The 20,054-nt window shown below is 37.3% G+C and carries 18 protein-coding genes; 10 read left to right on the top strand and 8 right to left on the bottom strand.

The window, feature by feature from the left end; translation table 11 throughout:
- The first annotated feature begins 223 nt into the window (after positions 1-223).
- Together ACU1LP_RS15605 and ACU1LP_RS15610 are read left to right on the top strand one after the other, a co-directional pair.
- Positions 224-1,009 carry a tRNA pseudouridine(38-40) synthase TruA gene (locus ACU1LP_RS15605; RefSeq protein ID WP_445736736.1) on the top strand — a complete coding sequence of 262 codons (786 nt, stop codon included), beginning with the start codon at positions 224-226 and terminating at the stop codon, positions 1,007-1,009.
- Positions 1,010-1,430: 421 nt separating this feature from the next.
- Complete coding sequence (locus ACU1LP_RS15610; protein ID WP_445733165.1) at positions 1,431-2,645, top strand: acyl-CoA dehydrogenase family protein; 1,215 nt, start codon at positions 1,431-1,433, stop codon at positions 2,643-2,645.
- A gap of 266 nt (positions 2,646-2,911) precedes the next feature.
- Here the strand turns inward: ACU1LP_RS15610 and ACU1LP_RS15615 are convergent, their stop codons facing one another.
- From ACU1LP_RS15615 to ACU1LP_RS15650, 8 genes are all read right to left on the bottom strand, one after another.
- Positions 2,912-5,251, bottom strand: coding sequence for a patatin-like phospholipase family protein (locus ACU1LP_RS15615; protein ID WP_445736737.1), 2,340 nt, complete (start codon positions 5,249-5,251; stop codon positions 2,912-2,914).
- A gap of 37 nt (positions 5,252-5,288) precedes the next feature.
- Positions 5,289-6,281, bottom strand: a complete 993-nt coding sequence (locus ACU1LP_RS15620) for a hypothetical protein (protein WP_445736738.1) — start codon at positions 6,279-6,281, stop codon at positions 5,289-5,291.
- A 10-nt stretch (positions 6,282-6,291) separates the two neighbouring features.
- On the bottom strand, positions 6,292-7,410 hold the full coding sequence (locus ACU1LP_RS15625; RefSeq protein WP_445736739.1) for a mechanosensitive ion channel family protein: 1,119 nt from the start codon (positions 7,408-7,410) through the stop codon (positions 6,292-6,294).
- Positions 7,410-7,643: a hypothetical protein gene (locus ACU1LP_RS15630; protein ID WP_445736740.1), complete on the bottom strand. Its 234-nt coding sequence runs from the start codon at positions 7,641-7,643 to the stop codon at positions 7,410-7,412. Before ACU1LP_RS15630 ends, ACU1LP_RS15625 begins: the two co-directional genes overlap by 1 nt.
- 253 nt (positions 7,644-7,896) lie before the next feature.
- Entirely contained in the window at positions 7,897-11,031 is a 3,135-nt protein-coding gene (locus ACU1LP_RS15635; protein WP_445736741.1) for an efflux RND transporter permease subunit, read from the bottom strand.
- Positions 11,032-11,035: 4 nt separating this feature from the next.
- Positions 11,036-12,100 (bottom strand): efflux RND transporter periplasmic adaptor subunit, encoded by a 1,065-nt coding sequence (locus tag ACU1LP_RS15640; RefSeq protein ID WP_445734523.1) that lies wholly within the window; start codon positions 12,098-12,100, stop codon positions 11,036-11,038.
- A gap of 22 nt (positions 12,101-12,122) precedes the next feature.
- Positions 12,123-13,457 carry a TolC family protein gene (locus ACU1LP_RS15645; protein ID WP_445736742.1) on the bottom strand — a complete coding sequence of 445 codons (1,335 nt, stop codon included), beginning with the start codon at positions 13,455-13,457 and terminating at the stop codon, positions 12,123-12,125.
- 65 nt (positions 13,458-13,522) lie between these two features.
- The gene (locus tag ACU1LP_RS15650; protein ID WP_445732114.1) at positions 13,523-14,056 is read right to left on the bottom strand and encodes a GbsR/MarR family transcriptional regulator; all 534 of its coding nucleotides are present in this window, start codon (positions 14,054-14,056) and stop codon (positions 13,523-13,525) included.
- 768 nt (positions 14,057-14,824) lie between these two features.
- On the opposite strand from ACU1LP_RS15650, the gene ACU1LP_RS15655 reads away from it, so the two are divergent.
- From ACU1LP_RS15655 to ACU1LP_RS15690, 8 genes are all read left to right on the top strand, one after another.
- Positions 14,825-15,196, top strand: coding sequence for an ArsR/SmtB family transcription factor (locus tag ACU1LP_RS15655; protein WP_445732113.1), 372 nt, complete (start codon positions 14,825-14,827; stop codon positions 15,194-15,196).
- Between the two features lie 11 nt (positions 15,197-15,207).
- Complete coding sequence (gene merTP / locus ACU1LP_RS15660) at positions 15,208-15,825, top strand: mercuric transport protein MerTP (RefSeq protein ID WP_445736743.1); 618 nt, start codon at positions 15,208-15,210, stop codon at positions 15,823-15,825.
- Positions 15,815-17,500, top strand: a complete 1,686-nt coding sequence (gene merA, locus ACU1LP_RS15665; RefSeq protein ID WP_445736744.1) for a mercury(II) reductase — start codon at positions 15,815-15,817, stop codon at positions 17,498-17,500. Before merTP ends, merA begins: the two co-directional genes overlap by 11 nt.
- A gap of 10 nt (positions 17,501-17,510) precedes the next feature.
- The gene (locus ACU1LP_RS15670) at positions 17,511-17,897 is read left to right on the top strand and encodes a metal-sensing transcriptional repressor (protein WP_445736745.1); all 387 of its coding nucleotides are present in this window, start codon (positions 17,511-17,513) and stop codon (positions 17,895-17,897) included.
- Positions 17,898-17,966: 69 nt separating this feature from the next.
- The gene (locus ACU1LP_RS15675) at positions 17,967-18,236 is read left to right on the top strand and encodes a thioredoxin family protein (RefSeq protein WP_445736746.1); all 270 of its coding nucleotides are present in this window, start codon (positions 17,967-17,969) and stop codon (positions 18,234-18,236) included.
- A 2-nt stretch (positions 18,237-18,238) separates the two neighbouring features.
- The gene (locus tag ACU1LP_RS15680) at positions 18,239-18,853 is read left to right on the top strand and encodes a mercuric transporter MerT family protein (RefSeq protein ID WP_445736747.1); all 615 of its coding nucleotides are present in this window, start codon (positions 18,239-18,241) and stop codon (positions 18,851-18,853) included.
- A 198-nt stretch (positions 18,854-19,051) separates the two neighbouring features.
- Complete coding sequence (locus ACU1LP_RS15685) at positions 19,052-19,381, top strand: ArsR/SmtB family transcription factor (protein ID WP_445732104.1); 330 nt, start codon at positions 19,052-19,054, stop codon at positions 19,379-19,381.
- A 56-nt stretch (positions 19,382-19,437) separates the two neighbouring features.
- Entirely contained in the window at positions 19,438-20,052 is a 615-nt protein-coding gene (locus ACU1LP_RS15690) for a protein-tyrosine-phosphatase (RefSeq protein WP_445736748.1), read from the top strand.
- The last annotated feature ends 2 nt before the right edge of the window (positions 20,053-20,054 follow it).

The following is a 20,054-nucleotide window of genomic DNA, read 5'->3' on the forward strand; positions in this document are numbered from 1 at the left end:
ACTCATAACTTTTGGTTTTAACACGCAAAAAGTATGAAAAAAAAGGGCTTACTGTGAAAAGTAGCCCTTTATCTTAAGATATTTAGTCGGTTAGTAGTGAAAAACTATAATTAATTTGCGAATTTGCGGTAAAAATTTTTAGCTCCGGGTAATTCGGGAAAGCGAAAAGTATTAAAACACATATTATCAAACCTGTGAGGTCTTTTTAGAATAAAAATTAACGATGAACAAGTATTTTTATTTAATTACCATTCAATATTTAGGGTATCGTTTTCATGGTTGGCAAAAGCAACCGCATGTTAAAACGCTGCATTTAATGGTGGACAGAACCTTGAATTTTATATTGGAAGGCGTCTATTTTAAAAGTTTAAGTTCTGGCAGGACCGACGCTATGGTGTCGGCAGAATGTGCCGCTTTTGAGTTGTTTTTGGAAGAACCTCTTGAAGACACATCGGCATTTCTACAACTATTCAACCATAATCTACCACAGGATATTCGGGCATTATCCATTCAAGAAGTCGATTCAAAATTCAACATCATCAATCATTCAAAAATTAAAGAATATAATTATTTGTTCACTTATGGTAAAAAATGCCATCCCTTTTGTGCGCCCATTATGACTACCATTTTAGATGATTTGGACATCGGAGTAATGAAACAGGGCGCCAAACTTTTTGAAGGCCCGCATTATTTTAAGTCCTACTGCTTCAAGCCCACGGATAATGGGATTTACAATCGAGACATTTTACTTTGCGAATTGGTTGAAAACACCATGTATACCGCAAACTATTTTCCTGAAAAGTCTTATATATTAAGAGTTAAAGGAAAAGGGTTTATGCGAAACCAAATAAGGCTCATGATGGGCACCCTCATCGATTTAGGAAAAGGAAAGCTGGATTTAGAAACCATTAAGCAAAGTTTAAAGCAAAATGCTTTCATCAAATTCGAGCATATAGCACCTGCCTCTGGACTCATTCTTAGGAATATTGATTTTGAATTATTTAATTAAACCTGTTGAAAAAGAGCACTTACAAAAGAACCTCGTGCCCAAAAATGATTTTCCCAATAGGGTTTTTCTTTTAGCTTGGGATATGGTAATCACATTTATAAATAACATGGCTAAGTTTTTTATATTTTCACATATAGGCGTAGTCTTTTCTAATCAAAAAGGTAAATAAATTCGTTAGTTTTTTTTACCTTGGGAAAAGCTGGAAGAGGATTATTATATATTGAACTCATTTAAAGTTTTTGGATTGAGGCGGAAATTAATCATTTTGTGACCAGTTGAAGGCTTTTTTTGGTTGCATAGCATCGCTACGTAACTAAAAAAAGGGAAAAAATGGGTGCAAAAGGATAATTTTTTAGCCAATTGAAAAACTTTAAATGAGTTCATTAATTATATGAAACAATAAATCAAAAGATCAGGTAATATGCTACAAAATGTTTTATTAGAACGCAAGATATACGCATCAGAAGAACATAAAATGATGCAAAAAATGATTCAGGATTTTATCAAAAATGAAATTATTGATCATGTAGGTCAATGGGAAAAAGATGGTATGGTGAGTCGGGGAATCTGGGAGCGTGCCGGAGCATTGGGCTTGCTATGTATTGATATGCCTGAACAATATGGTGGATGTGGATTGGATTTCAGCTATAGTGCCTTATTTATTGAAGAATTGGGAAAAGAAGGCATCAGCGGACCCGGTTTTTCATTGCACTCCGATATTATTGCTCCGTATCTCTTAAAGTATGGTACAGAAGCTCAAAAGCAAAAATATCTTCCTTTAATGGCTACCGGAAAAATGATTACATCCCTTGGTATGACCGAGCCAAACTGTGGTAGCGACCTTAAAGCCATCAAAACAACTGCGGTCGATAAAGGCGACCATTATGTGGTAAATGGACAAAAAACCTTTATTACCAATGGTTATATGAGTGATATGTCCATAGTAGCCGTAAAAACCAATACGGGGACAGAGAAAGAAGGCGTATCTTTATTGATTATGGAAAGTGCTTCTGAAGGTTTTGAAAAGGGCATCCCTTTCAAAAAGATAGGTATGAAAGCCCAAGATACCTGTGAATTGTTTTTTGATAATGTAAAAGTTCCAAAAGAAAATTTATTGGGTGAAGAAGGATTAGGTTTCAAGATTATGATGGCAGAATTGGCTAGAGAGCGTTTAACAGTTGCGCTAAATGCTATTGGTGGCGCAGAGGGCGCCATAGAAAAAACCATTGAATATACCTCTACAAGAACCGCTTTTAAGCAACCCATTGCCGGATTCCAAAACACACAATTTAAACTGGCCGAATGTGCTACACAATTACAAGTGCATCAAGCTTTTTTAGATCGTTGCACACACTTATTATCGGTACATCAGCTAACTGCTGAAAGTGCTTCCATGGCGAAATATTCGGCAACGGAAATGCACGGTAAAGTAGTTGATGAATGCCTGCAATTATTTGGAGGTTATGGGTATATGTGGGATTATCCAATAGCCCGCATGTATGCCGATAATAGAGTCGCCAGAATTTATGCCGGAACCAATGAGATCATGAAATTATTGATCGCTCGCGGTTTGTATAAAGAATTGTTCCAGCAAATGAAACGAGCCAATAAAGAGCGTCGTCAACCAAAAGAATGATTCATAGCGAACAGTACCGAAGCCGGGAACATTAAAAAAACAATTATTATAACACATGAAAGCCATGAAAAAAATAATACAAAAATTCATTTAATCGAAAAGAATTCCTCGAGGCTCTGCCTGGGGGTTTCCGTTCAAATTGTCATTCCTGTTAAAAAGGGAATCTAAATACAGAATTTTGGTTTTTGACTTGAAAAGGTCAAAATGAAACCAACGAAATACTCCTATGGCTCTGCCTCTGGGATAGTTGGTCTCAAAAAATTCATTTAATTGGAACGGTTCAACGGAAAGCCAACCCCTATAAAAAACCTGATTTTATTGGTGCCATTGACCCATGAGAGATCAAAATCAACAGGGCCTAAAATGGAATTATAGGACAACGTCGCCCCTGTTGACATCAAAAAACCTGGCACATTGGAATCTTCCCATTTACCCGTGGGGTTAAAGGCTTTTTTGATATAGTCATCAAAACCTTTGAAGCCCACCGAGGCCATATCAATATGCGGGGTGAGATAGAGGTTTTTCTTGTAATTGATCTGGACGGCGAGATTGAGTTTCATAAATTGGCTGGCAGTTAGCTCGCCCTCGTTCAATCCTGGAAAGATATAACTGTCACTTCGTGGGTCCAACTGGTTGCCACCAAAAAAATATTTTGCACCCATTCCGAAATCCGAAAAAGAGACATCATTATCTTCCGGATCATCCTCAAAAATAAAGGCAGCACCAGAACCAATAATTCCCGTTACTCTCTTATTGAGAACAAATCTTTTTTCGTAGCCCAAAGCCAATTTAGTATAGCCATTGATAGATCCATCAACCTTTGGTGTCGTTTCATCAGTAAATGCCATATCAATATTATTGTGGATGGATCTGGTCAAGTCGGCCTGTAATAAAGAGCCGTTTGTAGCATAAAATGGATTGTTTAAACTATTATATAAATAATGGGTATTTAATTCAATTGTATTAAAATCATAACTTTTAAGGCCAAATATATTATTGTTCAAATTAGGGTCTATGGTGGGTTTTACATGGGTATTCTTGTATTTTATGCCGATGCCGACATAGCTTCTTAAAGAACTTAAATTTCTGTTGATTTGATTGTCAAACTCAAAATAACGATACCTCATATTGTCAACATTTTCACCACCAACAAATACTTTCTGTTTTAATTGCTGTCCTAAAGCTTCTGTTCGCCACCACCAATCGCGGTCGCCACCAAAATTTTTCTGATGTTGAAGCCTGAACCTGGGCTGTTCGGCAATATCAAGGGTAATAAGCGAACGACTGGCGCCGCCAATAATATTTCTGCCGGTATAATTAACGAACAAGCCTACGCCATGGTAGCTGTCAAAGTGCAGAGCTCCCTTAACCTGATGTTTCGATCTTTCAAACCCGTTTAACTGCAATCCCAATTTATCGCCATTTATTAAAGAGCTAAAGATTATTTGACTAAAAATTGTGGTACCCATGGCCCTGTTGATGCCATCTACTATATCTTGCCTGTTATAGGTTTTATTAGCACGAATGTTTGTCCGTGCTTTCACAAGGGCAAGGTTGGTTTTACTTATATTTTTATAGACTACGGTATCCAGAACAAATTCATCTTTTACATAAGGAAGCTGATGGGTTCGTTGCCCAAATTTTTTTAATCTTTTAGCCAGAGCGACCAGGGCATACATATTTTGGGAAACCGCTATTTTGCCTTCTTTATATATTTCGGCTGACTTGGCAAAATCTCCGGTGGTATAGGTCAAATTAGCCGTGTGGTCGATCAAGATATCACTGAGTTTCCTGTTTGAAGGGTTCTTTACATTACTGCTCAGCATACCCGCCTGAAAAAGTAAGGAAGTAATATTTTCCAGATTTTCCTTGGTTTTTAGACCACTACCAACGTCGCTGCCAATAATTATTTCCGCACCCATTTCTTTGGCCACATCAACAGGAAAATTATTAAGGATACCGCCATCTACCAATAGCGTTTCTTCATAGGGTACGGCTGAAAAAATACCTGGAATGGACATACTGGCACGCATGGCATAAGCCAGCGAGCCACTGTTAAGAATGACCTCTTTACCGTTTACAATATCGGTTGCCATGGCTCGAAAAGGTATGGAAAGGTTGTCAAAATCATTTTCTTTGTAGGAGGGATACGTTAAGAAAGATATAAACTCTCTTAAATTCTGGTCGTTCAATAAATAAGCGCCTAATTTTATATTGCCTTTTACCCAATCAACTTCAATTAAATATCTATTAAATTCCGATTTTTCTTCAACACTGACATCTTTTAATGAAATACCGCCGCCCATAAGCTTGTCCCAATTGGCGTTTTTCGCGATGTTCGCAATACTGTCGCCTGAATATCCCATGGCATAAAGGCCACCAACAATGCTGCCCATACTGTTGCCAACTATTAAATCGGGCACAATTCCTAGCGAGTCAAGTGCTTGTAGTACAGGGATATGTGCGATACCTTTTGCGCCGCCGCCACTTAAAACCAAAGCCACTTTAGGTTTTTTATCTTGTGCCGTTATACATTGCGACCACGCTATTAGCAGGAATAACAGGAAAGATTGCAGATATATTTTTGATGTTAAGAATTTTGACATTTGGTTAATTTGATTATATTCTATTGTTTAGTATTTTCTATTTACGTTTTGCAAAAGGGTCTATAGAGACACCTGCTTGAAAATACCCTGTGGCATCTTGTTTGTTTTTATAGATAAAATCTTGCGTGGGCTTTCCTTTTTCGGTTAAACGATTGCTAATAAAGTTTTGAAGTCCACCTTGAAAAGTTCCAATAAGATAATCGCTAAAACGATGCTCGTAAATGATTCCTGATTTTATCTCCAATTGGCTGTATTCAAAAACATCTGCAAAGGCTGGATTGTCCACATTCACATAAAAACCTGTGCTTCCAAAGGTGCTTCCCACTGAAAACCGTCCGTTTTCGCCAACTAATCTGCGGAATAAAACCCGTTGGGGCATTATGAAATCCAGTTCCCATTGTGAATTTTTAAACCTGTGATTATACGTAAAAGTTGGAAAGAACGGAATTTGTGCCGTTGGGTCTATAAATATAATGGCTCCTAAAGTTATCATGGTCCGTTCCGTTCGTTTCATGATAAATGACAAACCGACCAAACCTTTGATACGCTCAAAACCCTCGTCGTTGCCATCAGCAATAATGGATGCGTTATAAATAACAGGTTTTTTAAACAAGCTTGAAAAATATGTTGAACTCAATGCTGTTGAAAAATTGTGAAAATCCACAATACCATTTTGCTCAAAAACAGTTGTAACGGATGTATTTGAAAGATTATCAAATTCAAATTCGTTGAACTGATAATTTGCCGAGGCAGTTAAACTCCATTTACGAGTTTTATAGATGGGAATGTTTGCCGAAGCCATAAAGTTCCGCTGCGTTTTAATATCACCTTCCTGAAAGGCTTCATCAAATAATTTTGAACTGAAATTTCTGTTCAAACTCTGCCCATATTCAAAATTGAGTATTCTTGCCCTTGGAAATTTTTCTTTGATAATAATTGCTGTTTGTTTCTGTAATGTATCTATGGTTTGTTGTGAAAATCCAAATGTAGAGAAAATAAATAAGATTATTAATAGTGCTAGTTTTACCATTTTTTAGAAATTATTGGTTAAGTTGTATGTCGTTTTTTAGTTGTGCCAATTGACTTTCTTTAAAAACCATGGTTCTGTGTGGAAATGGAATGGAAATACCTTCTGTATCGAATCGTTTTTTGATGCTCTCATATAAATCACATTTCATCTCAAAAGCTTCTCCAAAATTGCTTGCCCAAGCCCAAGCTCTTAACGTTACAGCCGAATCATTTAAACCGATTACTCGAACAATAACTTTCTTTACATTATTATACTTATCCAGTTCACTACGATGGTCTAGTATGTACGGGTGGTCTTCACATTCTTCTCGCATGATGTGTTTGGCGAGGTCAATATCACTATCATAGGAAATACCAATCTCAATCCATTGGCAGCACATACGTTCGCCCAAATCGTAATTGATTAATTTTTCTTTATTGATGACCGCATTTGGAATGACAATCATTTTGTTCTCATAATTCCTTATAATGGTATGGCGAAGTGTGATATCTGTAACAGTGCCAACCATGGTTTCATCGAGTTTGATGATATCACCTATTTTGAAAGGTTTGAAGGCAATTATAAAAACACCACCAACTAAATTAGCGAGGGCTTCTTGTGATGCAACACCAGCAATAACCGCCAGAATTCCTGCGCCGCCTAAAGCAGTTTGCGCAATACCTTGCATGGATGGAAATGCCAAAATAGCCAATAAACCACCAATAAAATAAATGCCAAAAACCACTAAATAGTGTAGAAATTTGTCACTTGTAAAATCTGTGTTTGCCTTTCTTTTTTTATCTATTGAACGAGAAAAATATACATTGGCTGATGATGCCGCTACAATGGTTACAATGGCTACGATACCTAAATAGAGAATGAGGTAAAAGTTTTCCGTGGCTACTTTATAAGATTCTTTGTCAATGAAAATAAAACTAATGGCTGTAAAACCTAAAACTATCCATAAAACCCTTAAAATCCTGCGGATGAGAATGATGGTTGAAGGTTCTTCATTTGGAAATTTTGTTTTTACCTTTTTGATCAACCATCTGCATAACAGATTGGATAAAAAGATAAGTAGAAAAACCACTACAGCAACGATTGCTGCGTAGAGGATTGTCTGTTTGTTTGCGTTTAAAAAATCTATCATTAGGCTACGTTTACTGTAATGTTAAAGTTTGAAAAGGTTTGATAATGTTTATTGACGACGTTTTTAACCTGTTCTTCCAATTCCGGAAGGACCTTAAAAACAACATCACTATTGGAATCTTCAATTAAGGCTTCAATAAAAATGAGCATACGCTCAAAGTCTGCATCATTGAAAATTTGTTGAACTCTCACTTCAAGCAGAGCTGTTTTTCTGTTGGATTTATAATAGAACATATTATTTTGTTTAGTGTAAATTCCCAGACCTAAAGGCTTACTATTAATCTCGAGTTAGTCAAATTGCCCGTAGGTCGGAAATTATATATTAATGTGATTAGTACATGACAAAAATTAATTTTGAGAAATAAAACACTCACAATTTTCAGGATAATCAAGACCTCACAGATTCAAAACCCGTGAGGTCTACCTAACGAACAAGCCGTAATATGCTGTTTATATTTCTATTCCAAATTTTTGTCATGTACTTCGATTAATGTGTCATTGAAATTTTGGCTGAACCTATATTTTTTGCTTCTTCTTTTGCTACTTTCTTTTTGATGTCGCCTTTCCAGATGTCTATTACTACATATATCACTGGTACAATAATAACCGTGAAGATTAACGAACTTGTCAATCCTCCAATCAATACCAAGGCTAAACCATTTTTCCATTCGGCACCAGCTCCAGTTGCAAAGGCAATTGGAATCATAGCAATTACCATCGCTAAAGTGGTCATTAATATGGGACGCAGTCGTGTCAATCCAGCTTTTTCAATAGCGAGTAATGTACTGTCGCCTTCAGCTTTGAACTGGTTGGCAGCATCCACAATCAAAATCGCATTTTTGATAACCAATCCTACCAGCATAATCAATCCTAAAAAGGTAAATACACCTAAACTTTCCTGGAACAATGCCAAAATTAAAAACGCACCAATTAATGCGGTTGGTACAGAAAACATCACAACCAATGGATAGGCATACGATTCGTAAAGTGCGACCATAATGAGGTACACCAATATAATAGACATCAATAAGGCCAATCCTAAACTTGCAAAAGCTTCTGTTTGGCTTTCTAAATCGCCACCCATTTCAAACTCAACACCATTGGGAAACGTCATTTGTTCGATAGCTGTTTGAACATTGGTGGAGACATCGCCCACAGGCAAACCTGCAACTTGAGCCCCTACACTTAAGGAAGAACGTTTGTTATCGCGCTCCAATCGTGTTGGCCCTGTTGATTGGTCAACCGCGGCAAATTGCTGCAACTCTATCAACTGGCCTGTGGTATTTAGAAATGTAATTTTCTTGATATCGTTAATATTACGACGGTCAAACTGGTCTAATTTAACATTGATATCATATTCATTTTCGCCATCACGGAATTTGTATTGCGTGTTTCCTGCAAACGCATTTTGCATTGTATTACCTACATCGCTCATTGTTAAATTCAAAATTGCCATTTTATCTCTATCAACTGTAATAGCAACTTCTGGATTTCCACCACTGACGGAAAGTTCCACATCACGTGTACCTGCAACCGATTCAACGGTGGCTTTAACATCATCGGCAACCTTTAATAGTTCGTCAATATTATTTCCCGTTAAGATGACTTGTATAGGGCCTGCCGTACTTCCGCCAACCATTCCCACAGCGGCTGTTTTGAATTTGACTCCCGAAATGGCTTTGGTCAATTTTGTTTTAGTGTCTCTTGCGAATTGCTCCGAAGTGATGGTCCGTTTGTCGGGACTGATCATTTTTGCATTGATCTGTGCCAAGTTTGATGAATTTCCACTGCCACCGGTTCCTGTTCCAACCGTTGTGAATACCGAACTTACAAGGGCATCTTTCAAAAGGATTTCTTCCACCTTTAAAGCGGCAAGATTCGTTTCTTCAATCGTGGATTCTTTGGGAAGTTCAAGTTCAACTAAAAATTCGCCGTTATCGCCACTCTTTACAAATTCGCTGCCTATAAAGCCAAAAACCATTAATGATAAAGACCCAATAACCAAAGCCAACAAAGCGAAAGCCGTGACACGTTTCCGCGAAAGCGTCCATTTTAGAATATCTCTATAAAATTTGTTGACACCTTCCAAAAAGTTTTCAAAAGCAATTAATGGTTTGTGCCATAGTTTGCTTTTATTTAGGGTAATCACTTCAGAAAAACGAGACGCTAATAAGGGTGTTAATGTGAACGAAACGATAAGCGAAATGGCTGTTGCAAAAGCAACTACTACTGCAAATTGTTTCAATAAATCGGCAATCAAACCTGTTACGAATGTAATTGGAAGGAATACCGCAATCAATACTAATGTAATCGACATGACTGAAAGTCCAATTTTTCTCCAACTCGCCATAGCAGCTTCCATTCTGCTTTTGCCCTTTTCCATTTCGGCATGGATACTTTCGAGTACCACGATACTGTCATCGACCAAAATTCCTACCACTAACGATAATCCTAAAAGTGTCATCAAATTCAAGGTATAACCCAATTGGCTCATGGCAATAAATGTTGCCACAATAGATACTGGGATGGACACCATCACGATGATGGAATCTTTCCAGCTTTTTAAGAAAAATAACATGATGATGGCTACCAAACCAACGGCAAGCGTCAGGTCAAAAATTACGGCATCGGCAGCTTCCAATGTAAATACGGAACTGTCTTGTGCGACCGCAATTTTTAAATCTTCGGAAGTATATTTTGCTTCAATTTTTTTGATTTCCGCAATGATATCCTCGGCAACCTGAACCGTATTTCCATCTGATTGTTTGGAAATGGTCAAACCGATGGAACTGATGCCATCAATACGTGAGATAGTCGTCACATCTTTGGTGGTGTCATAGACTTCAGCGATGTCCTCAATTTTGACATTGCCGCTATTTTGGCCCGTTTTGATGCTCAATCCTTTAATGTCTTCAATAGATTCAAATTTTCCAGAAAGTCGAACCGTCACTTGTTGGTCGTTATCTTTGATATTTCCCGTTGGAAAATCGAGATTGGCAGCAGCAATGGCTTGCGTTACTTGAAGAATGCTCAATCCATACGCCTTTAATTTATCTCTATCGACATTGATTCGAATTTCACGTTCATTGCCACCAATCACTTGTACTCGTGCAACACCTTCAATTCGTGATAAGGTTTCTTTAATATCGTTGTCAACCAAATCGTTAAAAGCATTGGCATCCATTTTGGAAGAAACGCCCAATCGCATAATAGGCATATCATCAAACGAAAATTTATCAACACTAGGTTGGTCCACTTGGTCTGGCAATTGCCCTAAAATATTGTTCACTTTACGTTGAGCGTCTTGTAATGCCTTGTCAACATCTGCATTGTAGGTCAGCTCAACACTCACAATGGAAATACCTTCCTGTGAAATGGACGTGATGCTCTTTACACCTTCCAAGGCACTTACGGCATCTTCAATATTGGTCGTCACAGAGTTTTCAACCTCTGAAGGCGACGCACCGGGATAGGTTGTGCTGATGGACAACATGGGAGACGTAATTTTAGGCAACAATTCATAGCCTAAACCCGAATAACTGATGATGCCTAAAAGAGCGATTATTGTGAAGACCACAACGGCAAGCGTAGGTCTTTTTACGGATAGTTCTGTAATGGTCATGCGCTTATTGGTTGGTGATTTTTACTAATGTGTTATTGGTCAAATTGATGATGCCTTTGGTCACTACTTTTTCGCCTTTGGTAAGTCCGGAAAGGATGACCACATCGCCATCGATGACAGCGCCTGTTTCAATTTTTTTCAGGATTGCTTTATCGTTTTCAATCACATACACCGATGGGCTTTGAATACTACCTACAATGGCTTCACGCGGAATGACGGTTGCTTCAATTTCATTGGCTTCAAGACCATTAAAATGAACCTCGGCAAAAAGTCCGGCCCTTAATTGGTGGTCTTTTGTGTTTTCAACTTCTATGGTCACTTTAAATTTTCTGGATGCATCCGCTTTGACGCTGATGTTGCTCACTTTTCCTTGAAAGGTTTTCAATGGATAGACATCGGTTTTAATAGAAACTTCTTGACCTTCCTTGATTTTGGAAAGATTGTCCTCGGCTATATTGACGATAATTTTAAGTCTGTCAACCTGTACAATTTCAGCAATCTCGTTTCCGGGCATCACAAAACTGGTTTCTTCAACCATCAAATTATTGACCACGCCATCAATGGGCGATTTTACCACCGTAAAACTTAACTGCTGGTTGATTTGGGCAATATTGGCACGAGCGTTTTCTTGTTGAATGCGCGCATCTTCCAAAGCACTTTGGCTTACGGCGCCTACTTTTTCCAGACGCTCATAACGAGCTACGTCTTTTTCGGCTTTAGCAAATGCAGATTGTGCACTGTTCAATTGAGAGTTCAAGGACACAGCATCAACCTTGGCAATAACTTGGCCTTTTTTGATTTGCTGACCTTCCTCAACACGTAAATATTGAATACTTCCTTGGGATTCTGCAACCAAGGTTACTTCTTCCCATCCTTTAAATTCGCCGGTGGCCATTAGACCTTCGTTTATTTTTTTAGAACCAATTGTGGCGGTCTGAACAGGAATGGCGTAGGCTTCTTCAACCATTTCGGCTTTCGCTGTCATTTCCTTTTTGTTGCTGTACAAGGTGTAAGCAATGGCCACAACAATGATGATAGCTACAATTGCGATGATATTTTTAGTTTTCATTTTGATAATTTTATAGTGATGATTAGTTAGATGTAATAAGTTGTGCCAATTGTCCGCTTGTTTTAAGGATTCTCAGTTCGGCAACTTTAGATTGCAACAAGGCATTGAGATAATTGGATTGGGCTTGGCGCAATGCAAATTCTGAATCCAATAGTTCGGTCAATGCTGCGACACCTTCATTGTAGGATGTGTTGATGCCATCGTAGTTTTCTTGTGCCAAAAACATATTTTCGTTTTGACTTGTGATTTGGCTTTGGCTCAATAGCATTTGTTGAAGTGCATCTTGATAATCCTTTTCTATGGTAGTTTTAAGCATCTTTTGGTCTTCTTCAAGTTTAAGGGTTTCCAATTGTTTTTGTTGGATTCGTTTTCGTCTGGAACCACCATCAAAAATGCTCCATGAAGCGGAAAGCCCGTAGGTACCGTTCCATTGTTCTACATAAGCAGGTGCATTAAAAGTAAATTCGTTGGTATCCCCTCGATAATTATAATTGAAGAATGCACTGATTTTTGGTAGATAATTGGCGCGTTCCACTTTTTGGTCGATGATTGATAAATCCACTTGTTTTTCCAGTTGTTGGTATTGGATATTTGAATTGATGTTCAATTCGTTTTGTAATGGAAAGGCCTCATTATCCTCTAACTTTTCGGTAAGATTCACTTTGGCGTCCATGGGAATGTAGAGATACAATTTCAAAAGACGTTTCTGTTCATCCATTTGGTATTGTGCATCTTCAATTTGGGCGCGAAGATTACTTCGGTTCACTTTTAATTGATTAAGGTCCAGTTTTTTAATGAGGCCTTCCTTATATTTAAAATCGGATAAGTCAATCAAACTGCTGGTTCGGTCAAAATTTTCTTCCAACAGTTCCACTTGCTTTTCAGTAACCTGAATTTGAATGTACACCTGAACCACGTTAATAATTAAGTCTTCAGTGGTTTGAAGGGTGGTCAATGCCTGTATTTCTTTTAGCGCATTGGCAGCCTTTATGGAATTGAACAACTGAAAATTAAATAATTGTTGTTCCACTCTTGCGCTGCCTGTAAAGGAATACCGGTTCCCAAAAGCGACTCCGATTGTAGTTCCTGGTTCGCCACCCACTAATTCGGCAGGCAATTGTTGTTCGGCAAGCGAAAAATTATCGGTAAAACCACCGGTAGCAGAAATTTGTGGAAAAGCCCCGCCTTTGACTTCGGCTATTTGTGCAGCGATGATTTTTTGGTCTATAATGGATTTATTTAAAGTGGTATTATTCTCAATGGCATACGCTACAGCTTGCTCAACCGTCAAATTGAAGGTTTGCGCACTTAAGACATAAGTAGTTAAAGAGATAATAATGGTTACTATTGTTTTCATTTTTTTTGTTATGTTATATATAGTTTGTTCTGTATTAAAAGAACCAATTAGAGAAAAAAAATAGATTATCGTTGTTCCCAACGGTCAATGATGGCAATGCTCTCCGTCATAAAATAATCCATGAAATTTGCCAGCTCCTCCAATTGTTCATTAAATTCCACTGTATCGTTTGTGCGATTTTCCCGAATCTCTCTAATCATATTGGTGTAGGAATCCAATCCTGAAATATTTTTTCTAAACGACGCTTTCCATTGATTCAGTTTAGAGTAAAAATACCTTTTTCTATCTCCAGGTTTTGTTTTGTAACCAATCCTTTCTAACGTCAACAAGTTATTAATGGCGTTGCTCGTGGCACTTTTGCTTAATTGTAAAGTCTCACGGATTTCGTCAAAAGTCAGTTCTGGCGTGTCGGCAATCGTTAAAAGGGCATTCACTCGTGCAGGTGCTGGTGCAATTCCCATCTGTTCTTCGATGACACCAAACTTCTCTACGAGTTCTCTTTGCTTTTCTGTGATCTTGTTTTCCATATCTGGTACAAAGATAGTTGGTTTTATTGGTTCTGTTATTAGAGAACTAAATAATTGTGATAATTTTAACATTTGATACATTTTAATTCATTGTTGTCCCGTGGAGGCAATTTGATTTTTTTAGAATTTTTGATAACTCTATTTTTTTGTATAAATTTAAAAAGCTAGCCCAAAAGTCTGATAATAATTAAAAACGCCTAAAAATGCACATATTGATGCACTACAAATATTTTAACAGGACAACAATGATTTTAATTGAAGTAGAAAGTTGAAACAGCCTCATAAAATTTTGGCAAAAAGAATCTGCCTTTGCCAGCTACGGCAGACAGGTAGACGAGTGGAAGTACATATTTAGGCTATACAAATGCAATTATCCAATGTGATTGTATCTGTAAACAACACTAAACTAAATGATAGTTTCCAATCGTGTTTAGTTAATATAGCGAATGAGCCGTTAATTGTTTCCAAAATTATATGCAGCCTTGAATTTTTGTTTAGCTCACGCCATATTTATTGTTTAAGTGTTCTTGAATCTCGCAAACCAGATTACTTTTATTTCAAGACATTATTTTAAATCAATCGAGTACTAATTTTTAAAATACAAATAATGGAAGAAGAAAATACTTCAGTTTTTTGAAAAATTTAATCCCAAAAGTATCTGCTACAATCTTAATGGAACACTTTTTATGCGACGGTGGTAGGAGGGAAGCATAATGTGTGTGTAATGATTTTTATCCATTCTTTATAAAATATAGAAGAATTATAATTTTTCGTTAAAATATTTAAGTATCTGCTTAAATACGTAATTAATTATATATTTGCACCTATAAAACACATCCTATGAAATTAGAAATAACCTGTACACGGGCGGAAGCCAACCACAAGCAACTATTAAATTGTATGTCCACATTAAATAGTATGGACATTAGTTTTGAAAAAACATCTAAACTTTTATCCATTGCCGGGAATGAGGTACGCTTAAAAATCCTGTTCTTATTAAATATGGAAAATGAACTCTGCCCTTGTGATTTAGCAGATATTTTAAAAATGAGCGTCCCAGCAATTTCCCAACACATACGTAAAATGAAAGACGCAGGAATCATTGCGTCAAGACGTGAAGGACAAACACTGTACTATTCTTTAAACGAGGACAAAACAGATATTTTAAACAGCATCTTTAAGTCTATAAAACCAAAAAGAAAAACCGCATAAATTTTATAATAATGAATACAGAAAAAACATCAAAGAATGCAGCCTATACAGGTTTGTTTGCTGCTGTTGCCGCATCATCCTGCTGTATTCCACCGGTTATTGCATTAATTGCAGGGGTAGGTGGTGGCGCTTCGGCTTTATCCTGGATGGAACCCTTTAGGCCCTATCTTATAGGATTGGCAGTATTGGCCATTGGTTTTGCCTGGTATAGTTATTTAAAACAAAAAAATGCTGATGACTGTGGTTGCGAAGTAGATGCAAAACCAAAATGGTTTCAAACCAAGGGGTTCTTAATAGGCATCACATTGTTTGCAGCGGTTTCAATCAGCTTTCCATATTATGCACACATCTTTTATCCCAATAACAATAACAAGGAAGTGGCCGTGGTCAGTGAAGCCAATGTGGAAACCCTAAACTTTGATATTGAAGGCATGACCTGTAACGGTTGTGCGGCACATGTTGAAAACGAAGTGAACAAGCTTTCCGGGATTATTTCTGTTACGGCAAGCTATGAGAATGAAAATGCCACAGTCACTTTTGATAAATCAAAAACGTCAAAAGAAGACATAGTAAAAGCCATTAACTCTACTGGGTATAAAGTGATAAATAAAGTAAAGGATGGGCAATAAAACAATACATCTAAATATAGATGGCATGACCTGTAGTGGCTGTTCGTCACGTATCGAAAAAGAAATAAATGCAAAAGAGGGCGTTTTAGGCAGTGCCGTAAATCACGAAACCGGGATTGGGGAATTTTCTATCGATACCAACAAAATGGATAAGGAAAAATTAATCGATGCAGTAAATAAAATTGGTAATTATTCGGTCATCAATGAAGCTGAAAAGGAAACCACTGTTGTTTCAAATTCTGAAAGCACTATTATTAACGATAAAAGCGATTACGATTTGATTATCGTTGGTGGTGGTTCTGCAGCATTTTCAGCAGCCATAGAAGCTGAAGGATTAGGTCTTACAACACTCATGGTAAATGCTGGATTGGATTTTGGGGGTACTTGCGTCAATGTGGGCTGTGTGCCTTCCAAAAATTTAATTCGGGCCGCCGAAACAGTGTATCACGCTACACATTCCAATTTTAAAGGCATCAAACCTAAAGGTGCCGCTATTGATTTCGCACAGGTCATCAAGGACAAGAAAACATTGGTCGCTGCACTGCAACAACAAAAATATATGGATGTGGTCAGTGATTTTAAAAACCTGACCCTATTGAATGGATGGGCAAAGTTTGTTGGTGCCAATACTATTCTTGTAGACGAAAAAGACACTTACACAGCCACCAATATCCTGATTGCCACGGGAGCAACCACAAATATCCCAAACATTGAAGGATTGGAAGATGTTGGTTTTTTCACCAATGTATCCTTATTCGATTTAGAAGAAAAACCGGAAAGCCTGACCATTATGGGAGCCGGCTATATTGGCCTGGAAATAGCAATGGCTTACAATCGTTTAGGTGTAAAAGTGCGTATCATTGAATTTACCAATAGGCCATTGCGCAACCAAACCAAGGACATTACCGATGTCTTGGAAGCTCAAATGAAAAGTGAGGGCATTGAATTTTTACCGAACTTCAGGGCCTTTAAATTTGAGAAAGATGGCGATAGCACTATTATCCATTGTAACTGTCCCGATGGTTCTACAACACAGCTCATTGAAAAAGGCAAGATCTTGGTGGCTACGGGCATCAAGCCCAACACTTCAAGACTAGGGCTTGAGAACATTGATATTAAGTTAACCAAAAGGGGCCATATTCTAGTCAATGAAAAAATGGAAACCAATATTCCCAATATTTATGCAGCAGGTGATGTCGCCAATACTCCTGCCTTTGTTTATACCGCTGCAAAAGAAGGAAGCATAGCGGTCAATAACGCATTTTCAATGTCGAAAAACAGTGTGGATTATTCCTCATTGCCCTGGGTAGTGTTTACGGACCCACAAATTGCAGGAGCAGGTATGGACGAAATTGAAGCAGAAGCAAAAGGGATTCCTTTTGAAGTATCAAAATTGGACTTGATCCATGTTCCAAGGGCATTGGCAGCACAAGATACAAGGGGATTTATAAAGTTGATTAGAAATACCGAAACGGATAAATTAATAGGAGCAAGGGTAATAGCACCGGAAGGCGGCGAACTCATTCAACAATTGAGCACGGCCATTAAGTTTGGTATAACCGTAAAAGATCTGGCCGAAAGTTTTTATCCGTATTTAACTTTGAGCGAAGGCATCAAATTAGCAGCCATTGCCTTTGGAAAGGATGTTTCCAAATTGAGCTGTTGCGCGAGTTAAAATTTTTGATATGAAAAAGGAATCACACAAATTACCCGCCGATTTAATTTTAGATATTAAAACCAGACTTAAAACTTTAAGTGGTCAAATCAATGGCATTGTTAAAATGCTTGATGAAGGCAAAGACCCGGAACAAATAAACATCCAGTTCAAATCCATTAATAAAGGCATCCAAAAAGCACATTACTTACTGTTGGATGAAGTCTATCGGAAAGCATTGGCCATTGGAATTGTAAAAGCTGTGGATTCTTGCCCCGGAAACTGCGGAAACGAAGACAAAATTGAATACTTAAAAAACGAATTCCCTAATATTGCGCTAACCGACTTAACCGATAAACTAAAAGAAATCCAAACCATAGCAAATAGGTTAAAAGACTACAACGAAAAAAAAGATTAATAAAAGTTTGGTCACCCCCTACCTCTTGTCATCATCTTTGTTCCATTAATAATTTAAATCTCAAACAAGATGAAACGACAAATCGAAATCTTTACAGCTGGTTGCCCAGTTTGTGAACCAGTAGTACAATTAGTAAAAGAGACAGCAGGAAATGACTGCGAAATCACACTTCATAATCTATCGGAACAATGCGAAAGTAAAATCTGTGTTTCCAAGATGAATGAATACGGGGTAAATAGGCTTCCTGCCATTGCTGTTAACGGAAAACTTTTGGATTGTTGCAAAAATGTGGAAATCACGAAAGATGCTTTGGTACATGCAGGAATAGGAAGCTGTTAGGTATGGCAATCATTAAATTGAACAAAAGGGCTTCCATGGGAACTGCTGTATTTTCGGCAGTTTCCTTAAAACTTTGTTGCTGGGGCCCATTATTGCTGACGGGAGTTGCAGGAATCAGTGGAAGTTCTGTCTATTTTTCTTGGCTCAATTCCTTGAAACCTTATCTGTTGGCCGTTGCATTTTTATCATTGGGTTTTGCTTTTTATCAGGTTTATAAAAAGAAGAAAGCGGACGATTGTGGCAACTGTGAAACCGATAAACCATCGTTTTTTAAATCGAAATTCTATGTGTGGTTGGTGGCCGTGTTTGTGGTTGTGATGACATTTGTTTCTTATTATCCACAACTGTTTCACAAAACAGCCAATAATGAAATGGTTTCAGTTGATAAATCAAATACACAAACAATAAAATTCAATATTAAAGGGATGGTATGTGGAAGTTGTGAAGAATCCATCAACCATTCAGTTACTAAAATTGATGGCGTAGTTCAAGTTAATACATCACATAGCGAAGGATCTTCAATAATAGAATTTGATACGACTAAAACAAACAGCAATGCAATAAAGGAAGCCATTAAATCAAAAGGGGACATAATTAAAAGCAGTACTAATCAATAGATTGATTATATTTAGCCTCTTAAAGAATATCGGTTTTGCAGACCTCACAGGTTTTAAAAACCTGTGAGGTCTTTGTTATCCTGAAAATTGCGAGTAATTTGTTTTTCAAAATAAACTTTTGTCATGTACTAAAGTTTATTTATAAATATTCTGAATATTAATCGTAATATTGCAATAAATAAATAAATAAAGAACAAAATGGGATTGACCAAAACCGAAATGTTTACAGACCAACAAAATGAAATTGCCCTTTTTGCAAAAGTTTTTGGGCATCCTGCAAGAGTTTCTATTTTACAGCACTTGTTTAAGATTGACTCTTGTGTTTGCGGAGATTTGGTCAACGAAATAGGATTGGCTCAACCAACCATTTCACAACATCTAAAAGAATTGAAACATTTAGGTTTAATAAAGGGAAATGTAGAAGGAACGAGTGTTTGCTACTGCATACATAAAGAAAATTGGACGAAAATGAAAGATGTGATGGTCAGGTTTTTAGATCAAGACCTTCCAAAAGGAGATTGTTGTTGATGTTTTTAAGCGCAAATTTACATTCCAAATAAATAAACTTGATTTAAACAAAAACTATGTTATTCAACAAAATAGAAAACACTATCAAAGTATTGAACGTTGACACAATTTCGAACGAACGAAAAGACACCTTGCAACCTTTAATTGATTTTATTCAAAAAAAAATTAACGACCATCACGAAATACGCATAAACTTTATCTGCACCCACAATTCACGAAGAAGTCATTTATCACAAGTTTGGGCACAAACAATGGCTTATTATTTCAATATTCAAAATGTGTTTTGTTATTCAGGAGGCACAGAAACCACCGCACTTTTTCCTATGGTTGCAGAAACTTTACAAAATTCAGGCTTTAAAGTAAAAACGATTTCAGGAGGCAACAACCCAATTTACAGTATTAAATATGCTGACAACGAACATCCTATTATCGGATTTTCAAAAAAACTGGATGATGACTTTAATCCAAAATCAGGATTTGCAGCGATAATGACCTGCGATTCAGCAAATGAAGCCTGTCCTTTTGTTCCAGGAGCAGAAAAACGTATCCCCATAACTTTTGAAGACCCAAAAGCATTTGACAGCACAGCGCAACAGGCTAAAAAATACAATGAAAGAAGTCTGCAAATTGCTACCGAATTATTTTACGTTTTCTCCCAAATCAATTCATAAAA

The sequence above is a fragment of the Mariniflexile sp. genome (genome assembly GCF_052728615.1).

Coding starts and splice junctions, on each gene's coding strand:
- ACU1LP_RS15655 (WP_445732113.1), top strand. CDS start 14,825: ATGAAATTAGAAATAACCTGTACACGGGCGGAAGCCAACCACAAGCAA.
- ACU1LP_RS15615 (WP_445736737.1), bottom strand. CDS start 5,251: ATGTCAAAATTCTTAACATCAAAAATATATCTGCAATCTTTCCTGTTA.
- ACU1LP_RS15630 (WP_445736740.1), bottom strand. CDS start 7,643: ATGTTCTATTATAAATCCAACAGAAAAACAGCTCTGCTTGAAGTGAGA.
- ACU1LP_RS15685 (WP_445732104.1), top strand. CDS start 19,052: ATGGGATTGACCAAAACCGAAATGTTTACAGACCAACAAAATGAAATT.
- ACU1LP_RS15640 (WP_445734523.1), bottom strand. CDS start 12,100: ATGAAAACTAAAAATATCATCGCAATTGTAGCTATCATCATTGTTGTG.
- ACU1LP_RS15650 (WP_445732114.1), bottom strand. CDS start 14,056: ATGTTAAAATTATCACAATTATTTAGTTCTCTAATAACAGAACCAATA.
- ACU1LP_RS15645 (WP_445736742.1), bottom strand. CDS start 13,457: ATGAAAACAATAGTAACCATTATTATCTCTTTAACTACTTATGTCTTA.
- ACU1LP_RS15625 (WP_445736739.1), bottom strand. CDS start 7,410: ATGATAGATTTTTTAAACGCAAACAAACAGACAATCCTCTACGCAGCA.
- ACU1LP_RS15605 (WP_445736736.1), top strand. CDS start 224: ATGAACAAGTATTTTTATTTAATTACCATTCAATATTTAGGGTATCGT.
- merTP (WP_445736743.1), top strand. CDS start 15,208: ATGAATACAGAAAAAACATCAAAGAATGCAGCCTATACAGGTTTGTTT.
- ACU1LP_RS15635 (WP_445736741.1), bottom strand. CDS start 11,031: ATGACCATTACAGAACTATCCGTAAAAAGACCTACGCTTGCCGTTGTG.
- merA (WP_445736744.1), top strand. CDS start 15,815: ATGGGCAATAAAACAATACATCTAAATATAGATGGCATGACCTGTAGT.
- ACU1LP_RS15680 (WP_445736747.1), top strand. CDS start 18,239: ATGGCAATCATTAAATTGAACAAAAGGGCTTCCATGGGAACTGCTGTA.
- ACU1LP_RS15670 (WP_445736745.1), top strand. CDS start 17,511: ATGAAAAAGGAATCACACAAATTACCCGCCGATTTAATTTTAGATATT.
- ACU1LP_RS15610 (WP_445733165.1), top strand. CDS start 1,431: ATGCTACAAAATGTTTTATTAGAACGCAAGATATACGCATCAGAAGAA.
- ACU1LP_RS15690 (WP_445736748.1), top strand. CDS start 19,438: ATGTTATTCAACAAAATAGAAAACACTATCAAAGTATTGAACGTTGAC.
- ACU1LP_RS15620 (WP_445736738.1), bottom strand. CDS start 6,281: ATGGTAAAACTAGCACTATTAATAATCTTATTTATTTTCTCTACATTT.
- ACU1LP_RS15675 (WP_445736746.1), top strand. CDS start 17,967: ATGAAACGACAAATCGAAATCTTTACAGCTGGTTGCCCAGTTTGTGAA.